The 18,770-nt window shown below is 46.5% G+C and carries 15 protein-coding genes; 4 read left to right on the top strand and 11 right to left on the bottom strand.

Annotation, left to right across the window (positions count from 1 at the left end):
- Nucleotides 1-16: 16 nt before the first annotated feature.
- From fabD to GWO68_RS08430, 3 genes are all read right to left on the bottom strand, one after another.
- Nucleotides 17-895 carry an ACP S-malonyltransferase gene (gene fabD / locus GWO68_RS08440; protein ID WP_162345997.1) on the bottom strand — a complete coding sequence of 293 codons (879 nt, stop codon included), beginning with the start codon at nucleotides 893-895 and terminating at the stop codon, nucleotides 17-19.
- Nucleotides 896-1,025: 130 nt separating this feature from the next.
- Nucleotides 1,026-1,448 (bottom strand): thiol-disulfide oxidoreductase DCC family protein, encoded by a 423-nt coding sequence (locus GWO68_RS08435; RefSeq protein ID WP_162345996.1) that lies wholly within the window; start codon nucleotides 1,446-1,448, stop codon nucleotides 1,026-1,028.
- On the bottom strand, nucleotides 1,448-4,228 hold the full coding sequence (locus tag GWO68_RS08430) for a T9SS type B sorting domain-containing protein (protein WP_235941997.1): 2,781 nt from the start codon (nucleotides 4,226-4,228) through the stop codon (nucleotides 1,448-1,450). Before GWO68_RS08430 ends, GWO68_RS08435 begins: the two co-directional genes overlap by 1 nt.
- A gap of 222 nt (nucleotides 4,229-4,450) precedes the next feature.
- Here GWO68_RS08430 and GWO68_RS08425 point away from each other — a divergent pair, with 222 nt between their 5' ends.
- The 4 genes from GWO68_RS08425 to GWO68_RS08410 all read left to right on the top strand — a co-directional run bounded on the left by GWO68_RS08425 (nucleotide 4,451) and on the right by GWO68_RS08410 (nucleotide 8,628).
- Complete coding sequence (locus tag GWO68_RS08425) at nucleotides 4,451-5,125, top strand: succinate dehydrogenase cytochrome b subunit (RefSeq protein WP_162345995.1); 675 nt, start codon at nucleotides 4,451-4,453, stop codon at nucleotides 5,123-5,125.
- A 21-nt stretch (nucleotides 5,126-5,146) separates the two neighbouring features.
- Nucleotides 5,147-7,081 carry a fumarate reductase/succinate dehydrogenase flavoprotein subunit gene (locus tag GWO68_RS08420; RefSeq protein ID WP_162345994.1) on the top strand — a complete coding sequence of 645 codons (1,935 nt, stop codon included), beginning with the start codon at nucleotides 5,147-5,149 and terminating at the stop codon, nucleotides 7,079-7,081.
- A gap of 123 nt (nucleotides 7,082-7,204) precedes the next feature.
- Nucleotides 7,205-7,960 carry a succinate dehydrogenase/fumarate reductase iron-sulfur subunit gene (locus GWO68_RS08415; protein WP_162346095.1) on the top strand — a complete coding sequence of 252 codons (756 nt, stop codon included), beginning with the start codon at nucleotides 7,205-7,207 and terminating at the stop codon, nucleotides 7,958-7,960.
- A gap of 143 nt (nucleotides 7,961-8,103) precedes the next feature.
- Nucleotides 8,104-8,628, top strand: coding sequence for an NADPH-dependent FMN reductase (locus GWO68_RS08410; RefSeq protein ID WP_162345993.1), 525 nt, complete (start codon nucleotides 8,104-8,106; stop codon nucleotides 8,626-8,628).
- A 176-nt stretch (nucleotides 8,629-8,804) separates the two neighbouring features.
- On the opposite strand, the gene ftsZ is transcribed toward GWO68_RS08410, so the two are convergent.
- From ftsZ to mraY, 8 genes are read right to left on the bottom strand one after another with little or no spacing between them, the layout of a single operon-like run.
- The gene (gene ftsZ / locus GWO68_RS08405; protein ID WP_202923706.1) at nucleotides 8,805-10,352 is read right to left on the bottom strand and encodes a cell division protein FtsZ; all 1,548 of its coding nucleotides are present in this window, start codon (nucleotides 10,350-10,352) and stop codon (nucleotides 8,805-8,807) included.
- Nucleotides 10,353-10,378: 26 nt separating this feature from the next.
- Complete coding sequence (gene ftsA / locus GWO68_RS08400) at nucleotides 10,379-11,686, bottom strand: cell division protein FtsA (protein ID WP_162345992.1); 1,308 nt, start codon at nucleotides 11,684-11,686, stop codon at nucleotides 10,379-10,381.
- An 11-nt stretch (nucleotides 11,687-11,697) separates the two neighbouring features.
- Nucleotides 11,698-12,459, bottom strand: a complete 762-nt coding sequence (locus tag GWO68_RS08395) for a cell division protein FtsQ/DivIB (RefSeq protein WP_162345991.1) — start codon at nucleotides 12,457-12,459, stop codon at nucleotides 11,698-11,700.
- 1 nt (nucleotide 12,460) lies between these two features.
- Nucleotides 12,461-13,855: a UDP-N-acetylmuramate--L-alanine ligase gene (gene murC, locus GWO68_RS08390; protein WP_162345990.1), complete on the bottom strand. Its 1,395-nt coding sequence runs from the start codon at nucleotides 13,853-13,855 to the stop codon at nucleotides 12,461-12,463.
- Nucleotides 13,852-14,964 (bottom strand): undecaprenyldiphospho-muramoylpentapeptide beta-N-acetylglucosaminyltransferase, encoded by a 1,113-nt coding sequence (murG, locus tag GWO68_RS08385; RefSeq protein ID WP_162346093.1) that lies wholly within the window; start codon nucleotides 14,962-14,964, stop codon nucleotides 13,852-13,854. The genes murC and murG overlap by 4 nt, the downstream gene beginning before the upstream one ends.
- Nucleotides 14,957-16,123, bottom strand: coding sequence for an FtsW/RodA/SpoVE family cell cycle protein (locus GWO68_RS08380; protein WP_162345989.1), 1,167 nt, complete (start codon nucleotides 16,121-16,123; stop codon nucleotides 14,957-14,959). Before GWO68_RS08380 ends, murG begins: the two co-directional genes overlap by 8 nt.
- A 25-nt stretch (nucleotides 16,124-16,148) precedes the next feature.
- Nucleotides 16,149-17,492, bottom strand: coding sequence for a UDP-N-acetylmuramoyl-L-alanine--D-glutamate ligase (gene murD / locus GWO68_RS08375; RefSeq protein ID WP_162345988.1), 1,344 nt, complete (start codon nucleotides 17,490-17,492; stop codon nucleotides 16,149-16,151).
- An 18-nt stretch (nucleotides 17,493-17,510) separates the two neighbouring features.
- Entirely contained in the window at nucleotides 17,511-18,731 is a 1,221-nt protein-coding gene (mraY, locus tag GWO68_RS08370; RefSeq protein WP_162345987.1) for a phospho-N-acetylmuramoyl-pentapeptide-transferase, read from the bottom strand.
- Between the last annotated feature and the right edge of the window lie 39 nt (nucleotides 18,732-18,770).

Genomic DNA, 18,770 nt, shown 5'->3' with positions numbered 1-18,770 from the left:
TGAGGTAAACTATAGTTTATTCTACAGAGCTCACTTCAGCATTACGGTCGATTTTCTTAACCAAACCCTGCAGCACTTTACCTGGTCCGCATTCCACAAAATGCGTGGCGCCATCAGCTATCATCTGCTGTACAGACTGCGTCCAGCGAACCGGAGCCGTTAACTGTTTGATCAGGTTTTCTTTAATCTCGGCTGGGTCGGTGTGCGGCATGGCATCCACGTTCTGGTAAACCGGGCAGATACCCTGGCTGAACGTTGTTTCGTTGATCGCTTTTGCCAGTTCTTCTTCGGCTGGTTTCATCAGCGGCGAGTGAAATGCTCCTCCTACAGGTAACGGCAGGGCACGCTTCGCTCCTGCCTCTTTCATTTTCTCACAGGCAATCTCGATGCCTTTATTTGAGCCTGAAATTACCAGCTGACCTGGGCAGTTATAGTTTGCTGCTACCACTACTTCATCAATCGACACGCAAACTTCTTCTACTTTCTCATCTTCCAGGCCAAGTATAGCAGCCATAGTTGACGGGTTTGCTTCGCAGGCTGCCTGCATGGCCAACGCTCTTTTAGATACCAGTCTCAGGCCATCTTCAAAGCTCAGCACTTTGCTTGCTACCAACGCCGAAAATTCGCCCAGCGAGTGACCTGCTACCATGTCCGGAGCAAAATCTTTTGCAACTATAGCCTGTGCTACCGAGTGCAGGAAAATAGCTGGTTGTGTTACTTTGGTCTGCTTCAGCTCCTCGTCGGTACCGTTAAACATGATCTCGGTGATGTTGAAACCCAGGATCTCATTTGCTTTATCAAACAATTGTTTTGCTTCGTCGTGCTGCTCGTACAGGTCTTTGCCCATACCCACAAACTGAGAACCCTGTCCCGGGAAAACGTATGCTTTCTTCATTCTTATTTTAATTGATAATTGCTGATTGTTTTAGGTTAAATGGTTAAAGGTTGAATGGTTAAATTGGTCCTCAAACTATAATTGTATAGTTACTGAGATCAACAATTTAACAATCCAACAATTTAGCCATCTAATTTATAAACCTGGCGCGCTGTGCGGGTTCCGGAAGCATACAGGCTTCGCGGCGGCCGGCAATTTTGTAGCGGTGCCTGGCTATAAAACTATAGATTTTATCGCGGAAAGATACTGGAATAAACCTGAAATAGGAAAACAGACGCAACGGAAAATTAAGATGGCGGGCAATGTGCAAAGCAGCATCGGAGGCAAAGTATAGGGTACCTCGCTCATAAAAAAGAACAGCATCGGGCAAGGGATCAGGCACTTGCGCTGCGGGCAGCAGTTGTTGCAACACGCCGCTTTGCAGGGCAGCAAAGTATAGATTGTGTTTGCGGTTATACTTTAAAACCACTTGCACGCTGCCCTGGCAAAAGCCGCAGGAGCCATCATAAAACACGATCGCCTTATCCTGCAGCTTTTCCCGGTCAGTTTGCATTAACGTACTATTTCTACCCAGCCTTTATACTTTTTAGACGTGTTAGCCGGATCGATCGAGAAGAATTCTACCTGTGCTTCGTAATAGTATACGCCATCATTCAGGCGGTTTCCGTTCGAGTCTGTGCCAGGCCAGTTTATGTTTTTGTCGTTGCCTTCGTATACTTTTACGCCCCAGCGGTTAAACACAGTAAACTTAATAGACTTGATAAAGCGGGCTTTTTCATCCGGCCTGAACACTTCATTCTTACCATCGCCGTTCGGGGTAATAATGTTTGGCAGCATAAAGAAGAAGCAGTTATCCTTACACTCTTCGTTACTGAATTCGCTTTCATTGCCATTCACATCGGTGGCCGTAACCACATAGCAACCCGCAAACGACTCCAGCCCGGTGTGGGTATAGGTAGTAACATTGCCCGGCACTTGTGCCAGTTCGGTATACTCTGCCTGCCCCGGACCTTTAAAGTAGATCGTATAGTTCTTGATGTCAGCTGTACAATCGCCGGTTATCTGTGGCACCCAGGTCAGTACGTTCTGGTAAGGTGGCTCGGTCGGGCTTGCCAGAAACGCATCGCAATCCAGCTCATCCACACTCAGGATTGGGGCACAAACCAGTTTCGGCAATTCGGCACAAACCTGCTGGCTGTTGTTTTGCAATGGTTCTTTTATTTCTGATAGCTGGTACGTTCCATTTGCCTGCACATAGTAACAGTAGGTTTTACCACGCTCCAGCGGGGCAGCTTCAGTACCTGCATCTGTAAATGTTCCGCTGGATGTTCCGGCTTTTACTTCGGCAATTTTTACAAAAGCACCGCTTGTACCCTCGCGCCTGTAAATAGTATGTGGCAGCACATCGTTTCGCCAAGGCACATTATAGGTCCAGTTTAAAACTATATTTTTAGTTGTGGTATCAGATGGCGTAACCGTCAGGAACACACTAGATGCTGAAGTAGTATCGCGCAACACTGTTCCTGATTGGTAAAACTCCAGCTTATACCTGTATGATTTTTCAACTGTATTTAAGCCGGTATCCCTGAATGTAGTATCAGCCAGCCCCTTGTTTCTTACAGATACAATTTCAACATAACCGGTTGTTGCATCCGCCTGCCCTTCTTTGCGGTACAAGCGATACTGGAACGGAGGAGTCAGTTTGTCGAGTTTGCGTGGCTGGGTCCATTTTACATCTATAACACCGGCAGTAGTGCTGGTTGTAAATACACTTACGTTTGTTAAGTAAGGTATATCCTGATCAACCATAATGCACACTTCGCGGCTGGCTATACTTTTACCACGCCCCGGCGACGGGAATTCGGCATAAATGGTATAGCAATACTGCACCCCTGCCTTTAGGTTGTTAGCATCTGTATACGTGGTGGCCCAGCTGCCATTGGCGGCCTTACGCACTTCGCCTATGCGTACATACCCTGTGCTGGACGGCACACCGGTTTCGCAGTTATCAGGCACAAAGTTAGATGGACCTTCGCGGCGGTAAATGTACATTACTTCCGCATTCTGGCACACATAACTATCCCAGTTCAGGGTTACAGTCCTGTCTCCGCCTGTGGCACGCAGGTTTTGAGGCGGCGGCCCCACCACCCGTATGTTCCAGGGTTGTAAGTCGGCCAGTTTGGTGCCGGTTGGCGGTTGGTCTTCTGCCCTGAAAATTACCTGGTATGGGCGCTCACGCACATCCAGGCATTCCGTTGACCAGGTAAAGCGGCCGGTTGCCAGGCCTGGCGTGTTTGATGTTTGTGTAAATGAGGCACGTGGCGCACTTCCGCCCGGCCCCGGAAGCAGTATACCACCAGAGGCAGTAAGTGTTATCAGGTGCTTATCTACGTCGGTAGCCCGAATTGTGCCCGTAAAGGTAGTGCCTGCAACAACGCAGGTATCCAGTGGCTCCAGCACCGGCGGATTATTTGGGTCATCCACTACCAGTATCTGCATGTCGCGTACTACTTCGCCCAGCTTTATTTTGCCGCCTGTTGCCGTTACCCTCCATTCTTCTACCACAAAGGCTACGTTATATTCTCCTTTCCGGCATGGGGCATCCCAAACCAACTGGCCATCTACCATATTTAAGGTAAAAGTAGCCGCAGCAGTATTCGTAGCGTTTCGGCATCCGAAGGTGCGGTCGGGTAAGGTATAGCCGGGCACTGCAACTATGTTTCCGGAAGCATCTTTGCGTAAAGGTACCCGCAGTTTAAACGATAGGCTGTCCCCTTCCCGGTCATAAGCACCGGGGTTGTGTACCCATTTTTTCCCGACAGAGGCTTTATCGATAGGTGCTACCGTAAGTATAGGCGTACTGTTAAAGCCACGCAGCGCACTTATGTTTATAGTTGTCGAGATATAAAACGAAAGCTGGTCGGATGGTGGGGTGATGTTCAGGATATTGGGATTACGGTTAATACCGTTCCACGAAATGGTGTACGTACCATCGGCACCGTATGTGTATTCCCATCTAAATACTTCCTTATCTATCTGGTCAGCGGGGTCGCCCACCGGGGTTACTGAATTACGCTGTACCTGTATTGTATTTCCGTCTCCCAACGATATATCTACGAACGGGTCATCGGCCTGCGACTGCCGGTCCGTATACATGATCATGGTAAAGAAAAAACGGCGGGGATTAGGGTTAGGAGTAGTATCACGTTTTGCGGTGATATCTCCAGCCCGGATATGCGTAGCCTGTGCCTCAGTAAGTGAACCCAACAGCAGTATCAACACCCACAACAAACTACCAGGCAACAGGTACCTTAAGCGTAAACTTTTTGGCATATAGGTAGGGTTAGGCGGTAAACAAAGGTATAACTTTAACTTAAAATTTCACTTTTTATTGTCAACAAAAGGTGAAACTGCGGGTTAATAAGGTAAGATAATCTGTCCTACGCATTGCTATTTAGATTTGTTCAAAATACGATATTTAGATTGTTTTATATAAGGTGCGCATGTACCTTTGAGAATTAAAAAGCTTATTAACTTAACCTTTAACAAATACAGATGAATTGGTTTACTAAAACGTTTTCCAGTACAATCGGACGCAAGATCATCATGTCGATCACGGGTCTTTTCCTCTGCTCCTTCCTGGTGGTCCACCTGGTAGGTAACCTGACCTTATTCAGACAGGATGGCGGCGAGGCTTTTAACATCTATTCGCATTTCATGGCAAACAACCCGATTATCCGTACCATGGAGTTCGTATTAGTGGCAGGCTTCCTGTTCCATATTTATGATGCCATCGTGCTTACGCGCCGCAACAAAGCCGCTCGCCCTGTGGGTTACGCTAACAGCCATCCTGAGCAGAACAGTACCTGGTCATCTAGAAACATGGGTTTACTGGGCACCATTATCCTTGTGTTCCTGCTGGTACACCTCTGGAATTTCTTCGTTCCAGCCCGTTTCGGCGGATTAGAAGGTGTTCCGAACGCAGAGTACCTGAACCTGTACAGCGAAGTAGTTCTTGCCTTCAAAAACCCGATCTATGTAGGTCTATATGTTATCTCCATGATTGCTCTAGCCTATCACCTGATCCACGGTTTCCAAAGCGCGTTCCAGTCGCTGGGCCTGACGCACAAAAAGTACACACCATTTATCCAGAAGTTCGGCTACGCATTTTCAGTTTTGATCTGCCTTGGCTTTGCAGCTATCCCGCTTTACTTCTTTTTCTTCGTGTAACATCCAGATTCTATAGTTGATATGATATTAGATTCTAAAATCCCTGAAGGGCCATTGGCTGAGAAATGGGACAAGCATAAATTTAATGTGAAGCTGGTTAACCCGGCTAACAAGCGTAAATACGATGTAATTGTAGTAGGTACTGGCCTTGCCGGTGCATCTGCTGCTGCAACTCTGGGCGAGCTTGGCTATAACGTAAAGGCTTTCTGCTTCCAGGATTCTCCACGCCGTGCACACTCTATTGCAGCACAGGGTGGTATAAATGCCGCTAAAAACTACCAGAACGACGGTGACTCTGTTTTCCGTTTGTTCTACGATACCATTAAAGGTGGTGACTACCGCGCACGTGAAGCTAACGTATACCGTCTGGCTCAGGTATCAGTTAACATTATCGACCAGTGCGTGGCGCAGGGTGTTCCGTTTGCCCGTGAATATGGTGGCTTGCTGGCTAACCGTTCGTTTGGTGGTGCGCAGGTATCACGTACGTTCTACGCCCGTGGCCAGACCGGACAGCAGCTGTTGTTAGGTGCTTACTCAGCCCTTAACCGCCAGATTGCTTATGGTAAAGTAAAAATGTACCCACGTACTGAAATGCTGGACCTGGTAATGGTGGATGGCAAAGCACGTGGTATAGTTGTTCGTAACCTGGTTACAGGTAAGATCGAATCGCATAGTGCGCACGCAGTAGTATTGGCAACAGGTGGTTACGGTAACGTATTCTTCCTTTCTACTAACGCGATGGGCTCTAACGCAACGGCAGCCTGGAGAGCACACAAGAAAGGTGCTTTGTTCGCGAACCCTTGCTTTACCCAGATCCACCCTACCTGTATCCCAGTATCAGGCGATTACCAGTCTAAGCTGACGCTGATGTCTGAGTCGCTTCGTAACGATGGCCGCGTTTGGGTACCTAAGACTGTTGAGATTGCTCAGCGCCTGCGTAAAGGTGAGATCAGAGTTCAGGATATTAAAGAAGAAGACAGAGATTACTACCTGGAGCGTAAATACCCAGCATTTGGTAACCTGGTTCCGCGCGACGTGGCTTCCCGTAACGCCAAACTGATGTGCGACGAAGGACGTGGTGTTGGTGCATCCGGCCTGGCTGTATTCCTTGACTTTGCAGATGCGATCAAGCGTGAAGGCCAGCCTGCTATTGCAGCTAAGTATGGCAACCTGTTTGATATGTATGCGAAGATTACAGACGAGAATCCGTACGAAAACCCGATGCGTATTTACCCGGCTGTACACTATACCATGGGTGGCCTTTGGGTAGACTATAACCTGATGACTAACATCCCTGGTTTATATGCTACAGGTGAGTGTAACTTCTCTGACCACGGTGCAAACCGCTTAGGTGCTTCTGCCCTGATGCAAGGTCTGGCTGATGGTTATTTCGTTATACCTTACACTATAGGCGATTACCTGGCACAGAACCCAACTACGAAAGTAACTACGGACCACCCTGCCTTTAAAGAAGCGGAGCAGGCTGTTATCGCTAAAAACAACCAGCTGCTTTCAATAAACGGTACCCGTACAGTGGATGATTTCCATAAGGCGCTTGGTTTGCTGATGTGGGATTACTGCGGTATGGCCCGTAACGCTGAAGGTCTGAAGTTTGCAAAACAGGAGATCCGTAAGCTGCGCGATGAGTTCTGGAGAGATGTGAAAGTTGTTGGTGTGAACGAAGAACTCAACATCACGCTAGAGAAGGCAAACCGTGTTGCTGACTTCCTGGAGCTTGGTGAACTGATGGTAGATGATGCCCTGAACAGAAATGAGTCATGTGGTGGTCACTTCCGTGAGGAATACCAGACGCCTGAGAACGAAGCCCTGCGCGACGATGAGAACTACGCATATGTAGCTGCCTGGGAGTTTACAGGTGTAGGCAACGATGCCATTCTTCATAAAGAAGATCTGAAGTTCGAGAACGTGAAGCTAACACAGCGTAGCTACAAATAATGAATAATTAATAATTAAGAATGAGGAATGAGTCTATTAGCTGACGAATCATAATTCTTAATTTATAATTCTTAATTCGTAATTAATAAAAAGATGGCTGGAAGTAATCCAAATGCTAAACCAATGGACCTGACACTAAAGGTTTGGCGCCAAAAAAATAGAGAAACCGCAGGTGCTATGGTAACATACCCTGTAAAAGGCATTTCCCCGGACATGTCGTTCCTGGAAATGCTGGATGTACTGAACGAAGACCTGCTGCGTAGCGGCCAGGACCCGATCGCTTTCGACCACGATTGCCGTGAAGGTATCTGCGGTATGTGCAGCTTGTACATAAACGGTCGTCCGCATGGGCCAGAGCGTGGTACAACTACATGCCAGTTACACATGCGCCACTTTAACGACGGCGATACGATAACTATAGAGCCCTGGAGAGCAGCTGCTTTCCCGGTGCATAAAGACCTTGTGGTGGATCGTTCGGCATTCGACCGTATTCAGCAGGCAGGTGGTTATGTGTCTATCAACACAGGTGGCGTACCAGATGCGAACGCTATCCCGATCGGAAAGTCTATAGCTGATAAAGCGTTTGATGCAGCAACCTGTATTGGTTGTGGTGCCTGCGTGGCAGCTTGTAAAAATGCGTCTGCTATGCTGTTTGTATCTGCTAAGGTATCCCAGCTGGCTATGTTGCCACAAGGTAAAGTAGAGGCTAAAACACGCGTAGAAAACATGGTTGCACAAATGGATATAGAAGGCTTTGGTGCCTGCTCTAATACCGGTGCCTGTGCAGCCGAGTGCCCGGTTGGTATTTCTCTGGAAAACATTGCTATCATGAACAGAGAGTACCTTTCAGCAAAAGCCACTTCCGAACATGTAGCTTAACTGCTTAAACACAATAAAAGGGCGGGGCAGCAATGTTCCGCCCTTTTTGTTTTAAGGCACTTTGTACTTTATATTGCTGACTATTATCTAAATTATAACTTTACTTCCGCTACCCTGTTAAAGAAGTAACTAATGCCTTTTATATGATCACACTAATTTCAGGTACTAACAGGCCTGAATCGAATAGTATAGCTATAGTTAACCTGTATGCTGCGCTTTTACAGCAACACGGCGTACCTTACCAGATACTTGACCTGGCCAAGCTTCCTGCTGATTTCACGGTTTCTGCCCTTTACGACAATACCGGAAAAAATGCGGAATTCAATAAGCTGGCAGGTATGATCGCTACTTCCGATAAGTTTGTGTTTGTCGTTCCGGAGTATAATTCGTCTTTCCCGGGTGTACTAAAGGCGTTTATTGATGGGCTGGAGTATCCGAACACGTTCAGGAATAAAAAGGGCGCTTTGATCGGCTTATCGTCGGGCATGCAGGGCAGTGGACCGGCACTTAGCCATCTCTCTGATGTATTGAATTACCTGGGCATGCATGTGATGGCTATGCGCCTTAAACTGGCCCACATCGAAAAGAACTTTGATGGCACCCAACTAACTAATAAACTATACCAGGAGCTACTAGAACTGCACGTAACGCAATTTCTCAGCTTCTAATACACAGGCTGGCATCAACTATAGCATGTACTTTACTCGGACTGCTGCGCACTTTAAACTATAGTTTTTGTCGTTTGCTCAACATTTCTCGGAGTTTTAGAACTACCAGAAACAAACTATAAAACAGAAAGGGCTTCCGAAATCGGAAGCCCTTTCTGTTTTATAGTTGAAAATGCTTAGTCAACGTTATCGTGCAGGAAACGATTGTCGCCTAATATCTCATTGTCATCATTTAAGTTGAAACGGGAAATATTACGCTCAGAAGAATGTGCCACAGACTCCAGGGCTACATTACGACGAAGATATGCAGGTACTTCCAGTTTCTCTTTTATAGCTTCTGAAGTGATCTCTGAGCTCAGTCTGCGAAGGCGCTCACGACGCTCTTCCTGTCTGCGCTTCATCAGTTCACGTTCTTCCAGCTCACGTGCAGCACGGGCATCTGCCTGCGGTGCGTAAAAGCTCTCGTTTGCTGTAGTCTCAACCGATCCCAGATCAAATACGATACGGTTTGGCTGAGGCTGCTCAATTGGTTTGCGTACTGCCTCGTAGTGCGGGGCCGGCGCAGGAATGTGAACAGGAGCCGGTATTGGAGCTGGCGCCGGTGCCTGTGCCACAGGAACTGGTGCCGGAGCTACCACCTGCTTAGGTACAAATGTAGTTACTTCTACTACCTCTGGCTTAACTGGCTCTACTTCAATTTTTTTTTGGCTGTTCAGGTCAAATACCGTCTTTTTTGGTTCCATCAGGTTATCTGTGTTGCCGGCAAAACCTGTTGCAATAACTGTAACCCTGATGCTCTGACCCAGTGAAGAATCGATACCATGACCGAAGATAACTTCAGCGTCTTGGCCGGCTTTTTCCTGTATGTATTCTGTAATCTCAGTCAGTTCATCCATTTCAAGTTCTGCCTGCTCACCAGACATAATTGAAAGAAGGATCTTTTGAGCACCATGAATGTCAGTGTTGTTCAATAGCGGAGATGAAAGAGATTCTTCAGCAGCACGCAGCGCACGGCCTTCGCCTTCTGTTATCGCAGAACCCATCACTGCGGCACCAGAGTCTTTCATTACCGTCTTAACGTCTTCAAAGTCAACGTTTACTTCCGCTGTAACTGTAATAATCTCAGCTATAGATTTAGCAGCTGTGGTTAATACGTTATCTGCTTTTGCAAAGGCTTCACGAATGGTCAGGTTACCGAACATCTCACGAAGCTTGTCATTCAGGATCACCAGGATCGTGTCGCAGTTTTCGCTTAGTTCTCTAACGCCATCTTCGGCAGCTTGCTTTTTCTTACGGCCTTCGAAACCGAAAGGCGCTGTAACGATGCCTACTGTAAGGATGCCAAGCTCTTTTGCCACTTTAGCAATTACAGGAGCTGCACCAGTACCGGTACCACCGCCCATACCAGCTGTAATAAATACCATTTTGGTATCGTTACTTAGCATTTCGCGGATTTCTTCTTTGCTTTCAAGAGCGGCCTGTTTGCCTTTTTCAGGGTTCGCACCGGCTCCAAGACCTTCTGTCAGGTTTTGACCAAGGGCAAGTCTTGTAGGAACGCTGCTGCTTTTAAGGGCTTGCGCATCGGTATTACATATGATAAACTCAACATCTTTAATGCCCTGGTTATACATATGGTTCACAGCGTTGCTTCCACCGCCCCCGACACCAATCACCTTAATGATAGACTTACTGCTTGACGGTAAGTCGAAAGTGTACATGCTCATGCTAATTTCTCCTGCTCTGTTATGGGTTAATAACTTTGTTTGTTGTTGTCTATGTCGTCAGATAAGAAGCCTTTGATCATATTAATGATACCGCCGCCTTCTTTGCCAGCAGATTTCTGTGCTGGTTTCTGGTATTCTTTTCTTTCCGGAACTTCGGTTACAATTTCGTTGCCACGCTGGTTAAGCGACTGGTAACCGGCAAGCACTAAACCAACACTGGTCGCGTACATCGGGCTCTTAACCGCTTCGATCTTGGATTTACCTAAATGCTCGTTCGGGTAACCGATGCGGGTATCCATGCCCGAAATATACTCTACCAGCTGCACCAGATTCTGTAACTGTGCGCCGCCGCCGGTAATAACTATACCAGCTGCCAGGTTATTGGCATAGCCCGAACGAACGATCTCGGCATATACCAACTCTACTATTTCTTCCATTCTTGCTTCTATAATATAAGCAAGATTTTTCAAAGATATCTCTTTTGGTGTGCGGTCTCTAAGGCCAGGTATTGAAACTATCTCATTTTCAGATGCTTCGTCTGCAATAGCTTTACCAAATTTAACCTTCAGTTGCTCGGCCTGGTTCTGCATTACCATACAGCCTTGCTTTATATCGGAAGTAACGATGTTACCACCAAACGGTAGAACTGCCGTATGGCGGATAATATTGTCTTTAAAGATAGCGATATCTGTTGTGCCGCCACCAATATCAACCAGCGCTACACCTGCTTCTTTTTCTTCGTCGCTCAATACAGACATGCACGAGGCCAGTGGCTCCAGTATAAGCTGGTCCATTACAAGGCCGGCACGGGAAATGCACTTGCTGATGTTGCTGATCGCGTTTGACTGTGCCGTGATGATATGGAAATTTCCCTCCAGGCGCACACCCGACATACCAACCGGATCAACGATACCTTCTTCGTAGTCTACTTTATATTCCTGCGGCATTACATGGATGATCTCGCTGCCCGGAGGCGTAACCAGACGGTACATGTCGTTGGTCAGGCGGTTCACATCTTCTACCGTAATCTCGTTATCTGTAACGGCACGTGTAATGCTGCCATTGTGTTGTAAGCTTTTAATATGCTGACCGGCAATACCAACGTTCACAACACCAATGTTAATGTCAGCCTGTGCTTCTGCCTGTTGTACTGCTTTTTTAATAGCCTCTACCGTTTTATCGATATTGCTAACCATGCCACGTACCACACCCTCAGAAGCGGCTTTCCCCATTCCCAGGATCTCCAGCTTACCGTACTCGTTTCTCCGACCTACAAGTGCGCAAACTTTGGTTGTTCCAATGTCCAAGCCTACTACTATTTTGTCGTTCTGCATATCTGTATATCTTATTCGCAAATTATCTGATCTTCAAACTCTACATTCACTCTTTTATATTTGTCCCAACCCATTACAGGCAGCACTTCTTTATAAAAGATCATCAGCTTCTTAAACTTCTGCTCCGGGTTTGCCGGCTTGCCAAACTCTATGGTATGGTCGCCAACCTGCGGCAGAAACGAAACTTTACCCTTGCCATCTATATGCATCTGGGCTAACTGGGCCTTCCAAAACTCGTCGTTCTCGATGAACTGAAGTAAGGAAAGGTAGGCCTGGCCGGTCGAGTCCTGGAAAAACTCCTGGTTAAGGGGTTTTAAAAGAGCTGACTTAGTGATAGGAATTACACGGGCTGTATATCTTTCTGAAAGGGGCAGAATATGCCCTTCTACATCTACATACACATCTTGATTTGCTTGTATAATTCTAGCTATAGGCCGGTTTTGTTTTACCTGTACTTTGATATTACCATCCAATCCTCGGTACACTTCAGCATCTTCCACAAATTTATTAGCTTCAATGCGTTTTTCAAGGTTTTTCAGGTCAATGTTTTTATTAGGAATGCCTTCTAATTTGCGCTCGCCATCGCGGGTAAGCAGGTCAACTATTTCTTTGTCCCCAATAAAGTAATTATTGTACTCATTATCAATATTTATTGAAACTTTTTCACAAGTTTTTTCATTTTGCCTTGATGAAGCAAAACCTGCGAGCGAGCCGATTGTAATGATACTACAACCTGCAAAAATTAAAGATTTTATTTTACTATTCAAGCCCATACTACACTTTTTCTAAAATATTTTTGATAGGCTGTACTAATGTATCTATATCACCGGCTCCTATAGTTGCTAAAACCTCAAAATCATTGTTTAGAGCTAAATTATCCACAATTTCAGCTTTACTTATCAACGATTTTTTAGGGCAGGTAATGCGCTCTAACAGCATGTTTGATGTTACACCCGGTATTGGTTTTTCACGAGCCGGGTAAATGTCCAGCAACACCACTTCATCGGCCTTACTTAGGCTCTCTGCAAACTCATTTGCGAAGTCGCGGGTACGCGTAAAGAGGTGTGGCTGAAATATCACTTTAAGTTGCTTGTCCGGATACAAGGCGCGCACGGATGACATAAACGCATCAATCTCTTTTGGGTGGTGCGCATAGTCATCGATATATACTTTGCCTTTGCCTTCATACACAAATTCGAAGCGACGCTTTACACCACTATAGGTCTCTACGCCACTACGTATCTGGGCTTCAGGCACCTGCAAAATCTGGGTGGTAAGTATTGCTGCCAGCACGTTTTCGGCGTTATGAAAACCAGGCACACCTAAGCTAAGCGAACCTATGTTATGGAACGGACTCTGCACATCAAATCTGAACCAACGACCCTCAATGCTAAGGTTCTGAATATGAGCATCTCCAGAGTTTAAACTATAGAAAATAACGTGCACTCCAGGCTGAATCTGAGCTGTTAATCGTGGATCTGTATTTTTGTTCAGTAACAAGTAGCCCCCTGGTTTTATCTGACTAATGAACCTCTTAAATGTACGTATCAGTTCCTCGCCATCACCATAAATATCCAAATGGTCTGGGTCTGCGGAAGTTACGATTGCAATATCCGGAAACAGGGTCAGGAAAGAACGGTCATATTCATCAGCTTCCACCACTACCAGCTCCTGCTCACGCTCGCCTTTGCTGATAAGGAGGTTAGAATTTATGTTTGTGGCAATACCTCCCAGGAAGGCCGAAGCATCAACCCCGGCATGGTGCAGCAGGTGCGTAACCATAGATGAAGTAGTGGTTTTACCGTGCGTGCCGGCTACAGCTATGGTAAATGCATTCGCTGTAATAATGCCCAGCACTTCAGATCGTTTTTTTATAGTATAATCCTGCGCTTTCAGGTAATTCCATTCCGTGTGCTCGGCAGGTATAGCAGGAGTAAGTATAACTAACGTGTTTTCCTTATCCTGCAGAATTTCCTGTGGCAGGTTTGCTACATCATCTTCATAATGAACTGAAATACCTTCCTGCTCCAAAGCCTCGGTAAGAGGGGTTCTGGTTTTATCGTAGCCCCATACCTGAAACCCTTTGGCATGGAACCATCGGGCAATCGCGCTCATACCTATGCCGCCAATGCCTAAAAAGTAGATATACCTGTAGTCTTCCAGTCTCACTTTATCAGTTTTACAAGTTCGTTCACGATGTCGGCAGCCGCGTTAGGGCGGGCCATTTTCTTAATATTCTCTGAAAGGCGTTGCTGTTCCTTTTCGTCCTGGGCCAGTTGTAAAGCCGCCGGAATCAGTTTTTGAGATGCTTCTGCATCGCGTACAAGTATAGCTGCATGCTGCTGCACCAGAGCCATTGCATTTTTAGTTTGATGATCTTCAGCCACGTTTGGCGACGGCACCAGTATACATGGTTTGGCTGCCAGGCAAAGTTCAGAAATAGACAGCGCGCCAGCTCTTGAAACAACTATATCGGCGGCTGCATAAGCCAGATCCATCCGTTTGATGAAATCAAAAACGCGGACGCCTTTGTCGCTATAGTTCTGCTCTAGTTCTTTAGCTTCGGCGTAATATCCTTTTCCTGTTTGCCATATCAGCTGATAGCCAGCTATAGTTAGCTGTTCCAGTCCGCCAGCTATACTTTGGTTAATGGTTCTGGCACCCAGGCTACCACCTATCACCAGTATCGTTTTCTTTTCAGAGTTCAGGCCAAAGTGTAGTAGCGCTTCTCTCCTTTTTTCGGTTATGTCCAGAATATCCTGGCGCACTGGGTTGCCGGTGAGTACAAGCTTATCCGCCGGGAAGAACTTATCCATGTTCTCGTAAGCCACACAAACTTTACCTACGCGCTTGGCCAGTAGCTTATTGGTAATTCCGGCATAAGAATTCTGTTCCTGGATAAGTGACGGTATTCCTTTGGCAGTTGCCGCATACAGCAACGGACCACTGGCATAACCCCCAACCCCAACCACTGCATCCGGCTTAAAATCGTTGATGATCTTATGCGACGCGCGCACACTGGAAAGCACTTTTAGCGGAAAGGACAGGTTATCTATAGTTAATCTGCGCTGCAGGCCGCTTATCCATAGGCCTACAATCTTATAGCCTGCTTCCGGCACACGGGTCATTTCCATGCGGCCTTTGGCCCCCACAAACAGTATTTCAGATTCCGGGCTAATCGCCTTGATCTGATTTGCAATGGCAACAGCCGGGTAAATATGCCCGCCGGTACCGCCACCGCTGATAATGATGCGATATGGTCTGTTGGTATTACGCATGTGCCGGAACTCTTGCATTTATACCTGCTGACGCACCAACCGCAGCATTTTTCACTTCGTTATCGGTACGGCTCACGCTAAGAATAATCCCCAGCGAAATGCCTGTAAAGATCAATGATGTACCACCCATACTAAGGAGCGGCAAAGGCAAACCTGTGATCGGGCCCAAACCAACGGCTACGCCCATGTTGATCATCCCCTGAATGACAAGGCTGAAACTTAAGCCCGCAGAAAGCAAGCCACCAAAAGCGCCGGTACTGTTAACTACTGTAACCATGCCCCGGTAGAGCAAGGCCAGGTATAAGAACAGCACGACAGCCCCGCCCCACAAACCATACTCTTCTATGATGATCGCAAAAATAAAATCTGAATAAGGGTGAGGAAGCAGGTTGCGCTGGTAACTGTTACCGGGACCTTTACCAACCACACCACCAGTGGCAATCGCTATGTAAGATTGCTCTAACTGGAAAGGCGTTTCGGATTTGTCCATGAATGCCTCTACACGGCTGACCGCTGTCTCTAAACGCTGACCAGCCCAAAGTGCAAGTCCCCCAACTATAATCACGATCACGAATACCGTCATCAGGTATTTGAATGGCACACGCCCGATGAACATTAACAGCATACAGGTAGCAAAAAGCAACACTGCTGTAGAGGTATTGGTAAGCGCGATCAGACCGCAGATGGCTACCGTCCAGAGCAGCATGGGCACCAGTGTTTTGCGCCAGTCTTTAACCTGCAACTGTACTTTAGCCAGCATACTTGCCAAGTAAGAGATCAGGGCCAGTTTGGCTAAGTCGGATGGCTGAAAGGTTTGGTTGATAACCGGAATGGTAATCCAACGCGAAGCATCGTTGATGTTGGAACCCCAGAAAAAAGCGAACAGTAGCAACGGTACCGACAGCACTAAGGCTACCAACGATAACCTGGAATAATACCTATAGTTGATCTTGTGGGCTGCCCACATAAAAGCCAGGCCTACAAAAATGAGCGATGAGTGCTTTAGCAGGAAATACTCTGTATTACCCTCATATGATTTATAGGCAAGCGTACCTGTGGCAGAATACACTACGGCCACGCTTATCAGCGAGAACATCAGGACGATGCCCCACAACACGGGGTCTCCTTGCAGGTTTTTCTGTAACCACTGCTTTACCATAACCTTTGGCTAAAAATTGTTATGCTTACTTCTTTAAAACTATCTTCTCAACTGCTTCCTTAAAGCGCTGCCCACGGTGCTCATAGTTATCGAACAAATCGAAGCTGGCACAGGCTGGCGACAATAGAACAACATCACCAGGCACAGCCAGTAGTTTTGCCATGCGCACGGCATATTCTATTGAGTCTGTTTCGGCGATGATCGGCACCACTTTGTTAAAAGAGCGCTCCAGCTTTTTATTATCCTTACCCAGGCAGATCAGCACTTTCACTTTTTCGCGGGCCAGCGGCTCCAGCGTACTATAGTCATTGCCTTTGTCCACGCCTCCTGCAACCCAGATGATCGGTTGTTTTATACCTTCCAGCGCATACCAAACAGCTTCCACGTTAGTTGCTTTTGAGTCGTTTATATAGCTCACATCTTTTGCTACACCTACCAATTGCAATCTGTGGTCGGCATTCTGGAACGTCTCCAGCGACAGGGCTATACTTTCGTCAGATACATTTAACAGCTTTGCTACCGCAACAGCTGCCATGGTATTGTACTGGTTATGTTTCCCGATCAGGCTGGATTTTGAGGCATCTATAGTTGCTTCGGTAGTCCCCAACGACAAAGCTATAGTTGAGTTCTTAAAAGTTACTTTTGTACCCTCAGCGTCTTCTAATGAAAATGGTATAGCTGTACCGCCGAATGCTACCGTGTCAAAAGCCTTTTTAATATTCTGATCATCTGCATTATAGATAAAATAGTCGCTGCTGGTCATGTTCTGAGCTACGCGCAGTTTAGAGGCTGCATATTTCTCCATACTATAGCCGTAGCGGTCCAGGTGATCCGGGGTAATGTTCAGCAGCACAGCAATATCCGCTTTAAACTGGTACATGTTATCCAGCTGAAAACTGCTTAGCTCCAGCACATAGTAATCGTGCTTATTCTCGATCACTTTTTCTGCCAAGCTCTCCCCTATGTTACCAGCCAGGCCAACATTTAGCCCGGCGCTTTTCAGCAGGTGGTAAGTTAGCAGCGTAGTAGTCGTTTTACCGTTGGTACCTGTTATGCAGATGAATTTGGCATCAGTATAGCGGCCGGCAAACTCTATCTCAGATATGACCGGTATCTGTCTTTTGGCTGCTTCTTGTATAATTGCAGCTTTATCAGGAATGCCAGGACTTTTAATGATTTCGTTAGCATCTAGGATTCTATCAAGGGTGTGTGTTCCTTCTTCAAATGGGATAGCAGCTGTTGCCAACTTTGCTTTATACTGGTCTTTGATCTGCCCCATATCTGACACAAACACATCAAGCCCTTTGGCCTGTGCCAGTAATGCGGCTCCAACACCACTTTCTCCCGCTCCTAGTATTGCTATCTTCATAGTTTGTTTTTTGTTCGGTTAGCGAAGTTTCAATGTAGCCAGCGTTAAAATAGCCAGCATAATACCCACGATCCAGAAACGGCCTACGATCTTAGACTCGTGGTAACCCAGCTTCTGGTAATGGTGGTGCAGTGGCGACATTTTGAAAATGCGACGCCCTTCGCCATACTTCTTTTTAGTATACTTAAAGTAACTTACCTGCAGCATTACCGATAAATTCTCGATCAGGAAAATGCCGCATAGGATAGGTATAAGCAGCTCTTTACGAACTATAAGCGACAGTACCGCAATGATACCACCGATAGCCAGGCTGCCTGTATCGCCCATAAAGACCTGCGCCGGATAGGTATTATACCACAGGAAACCAACGCACGCTCCCACAAAAGCCAGACAGAAAATAGTCAGCTCACCCGAATTCGGGATAAACATAATATCCAGGTAATCGGCGAAAATGGTGTTACCGGAAACCCATGCAAAAATTGCCAGTGTTAAACCGATAATTGCAGAGGTACCTGCTGCCAGGCCATCGATACCGTCTGTAATGTTAGCTCCGTTTGATACAGCCGTAATCACCAGGATCACAAATGGTATATACAGGTAGCACGACCAACCCTGGAACAAAGGACCAGCAAAGGAAAATAGGTTACAGTAATCTAATTCGTTGTTTTTGCGGAACGGTATAGTTGTGATCATACTGTGCACGTCCACATACTTTTTTGAAGCATTAACAGCCGAAACACCACCATCCGAGAAAATATACTGACGAACAGTAACGTCGTCGTTAAAGTATAGCGTAAGACCAACTATAAGTCCAAGGCCAATTTGGCCCATAATTTTAAAGCGTCCAGCCAGGCCTTCTTTGTTCTTTCTGAAAACCTTGATATAGTCGTCCAGGAAGCCAATAGCCCCTAACCAAACCGTAGAGACCAGCATCAGGATAATGTAAATATTATCTAATCTGGCAAAAAGCAGCGTAGGCACAAGTATAGCCAGCAGGATGATCAGACCACCCATCGTAGGGGTTCCTTTCTTTTCCATCTGTCCTTCCAGGCCCAGGTCGCGGATGCTTTCGCCGACTTGTTTGCGCTGCAACATTTTGATCAGTTTACCACCAAAAATCATGGCGATAAGCAGCGATACCAGTACGGCCATACCAGCACGGAAGGAAATGTATTGAAACACACCGGCTCCAAACAGATCATATTCCCGATCGAGGTATGTAAATAAGTAGTATAGCATTTAAGTTTATTCGTTACTCCTGGCTAAAAGATGTAATTA

The sequence above is a fragment of the Pontibacter fetidus genome (assembly GCF_010119545.1).
In the GTDB taxonomy this organism is placed as follows: domain Bacteria; phylum Bacteroidota; class Bacteroidia; order Cytophagales; family Hymenobacteraceae; genus Pontibacter; species Pontibacter fetidus.
Note: the sequence above shows the minus strand (reverse complement) of the source record. Positions and strands in the feature narration are given on the sequence as shown.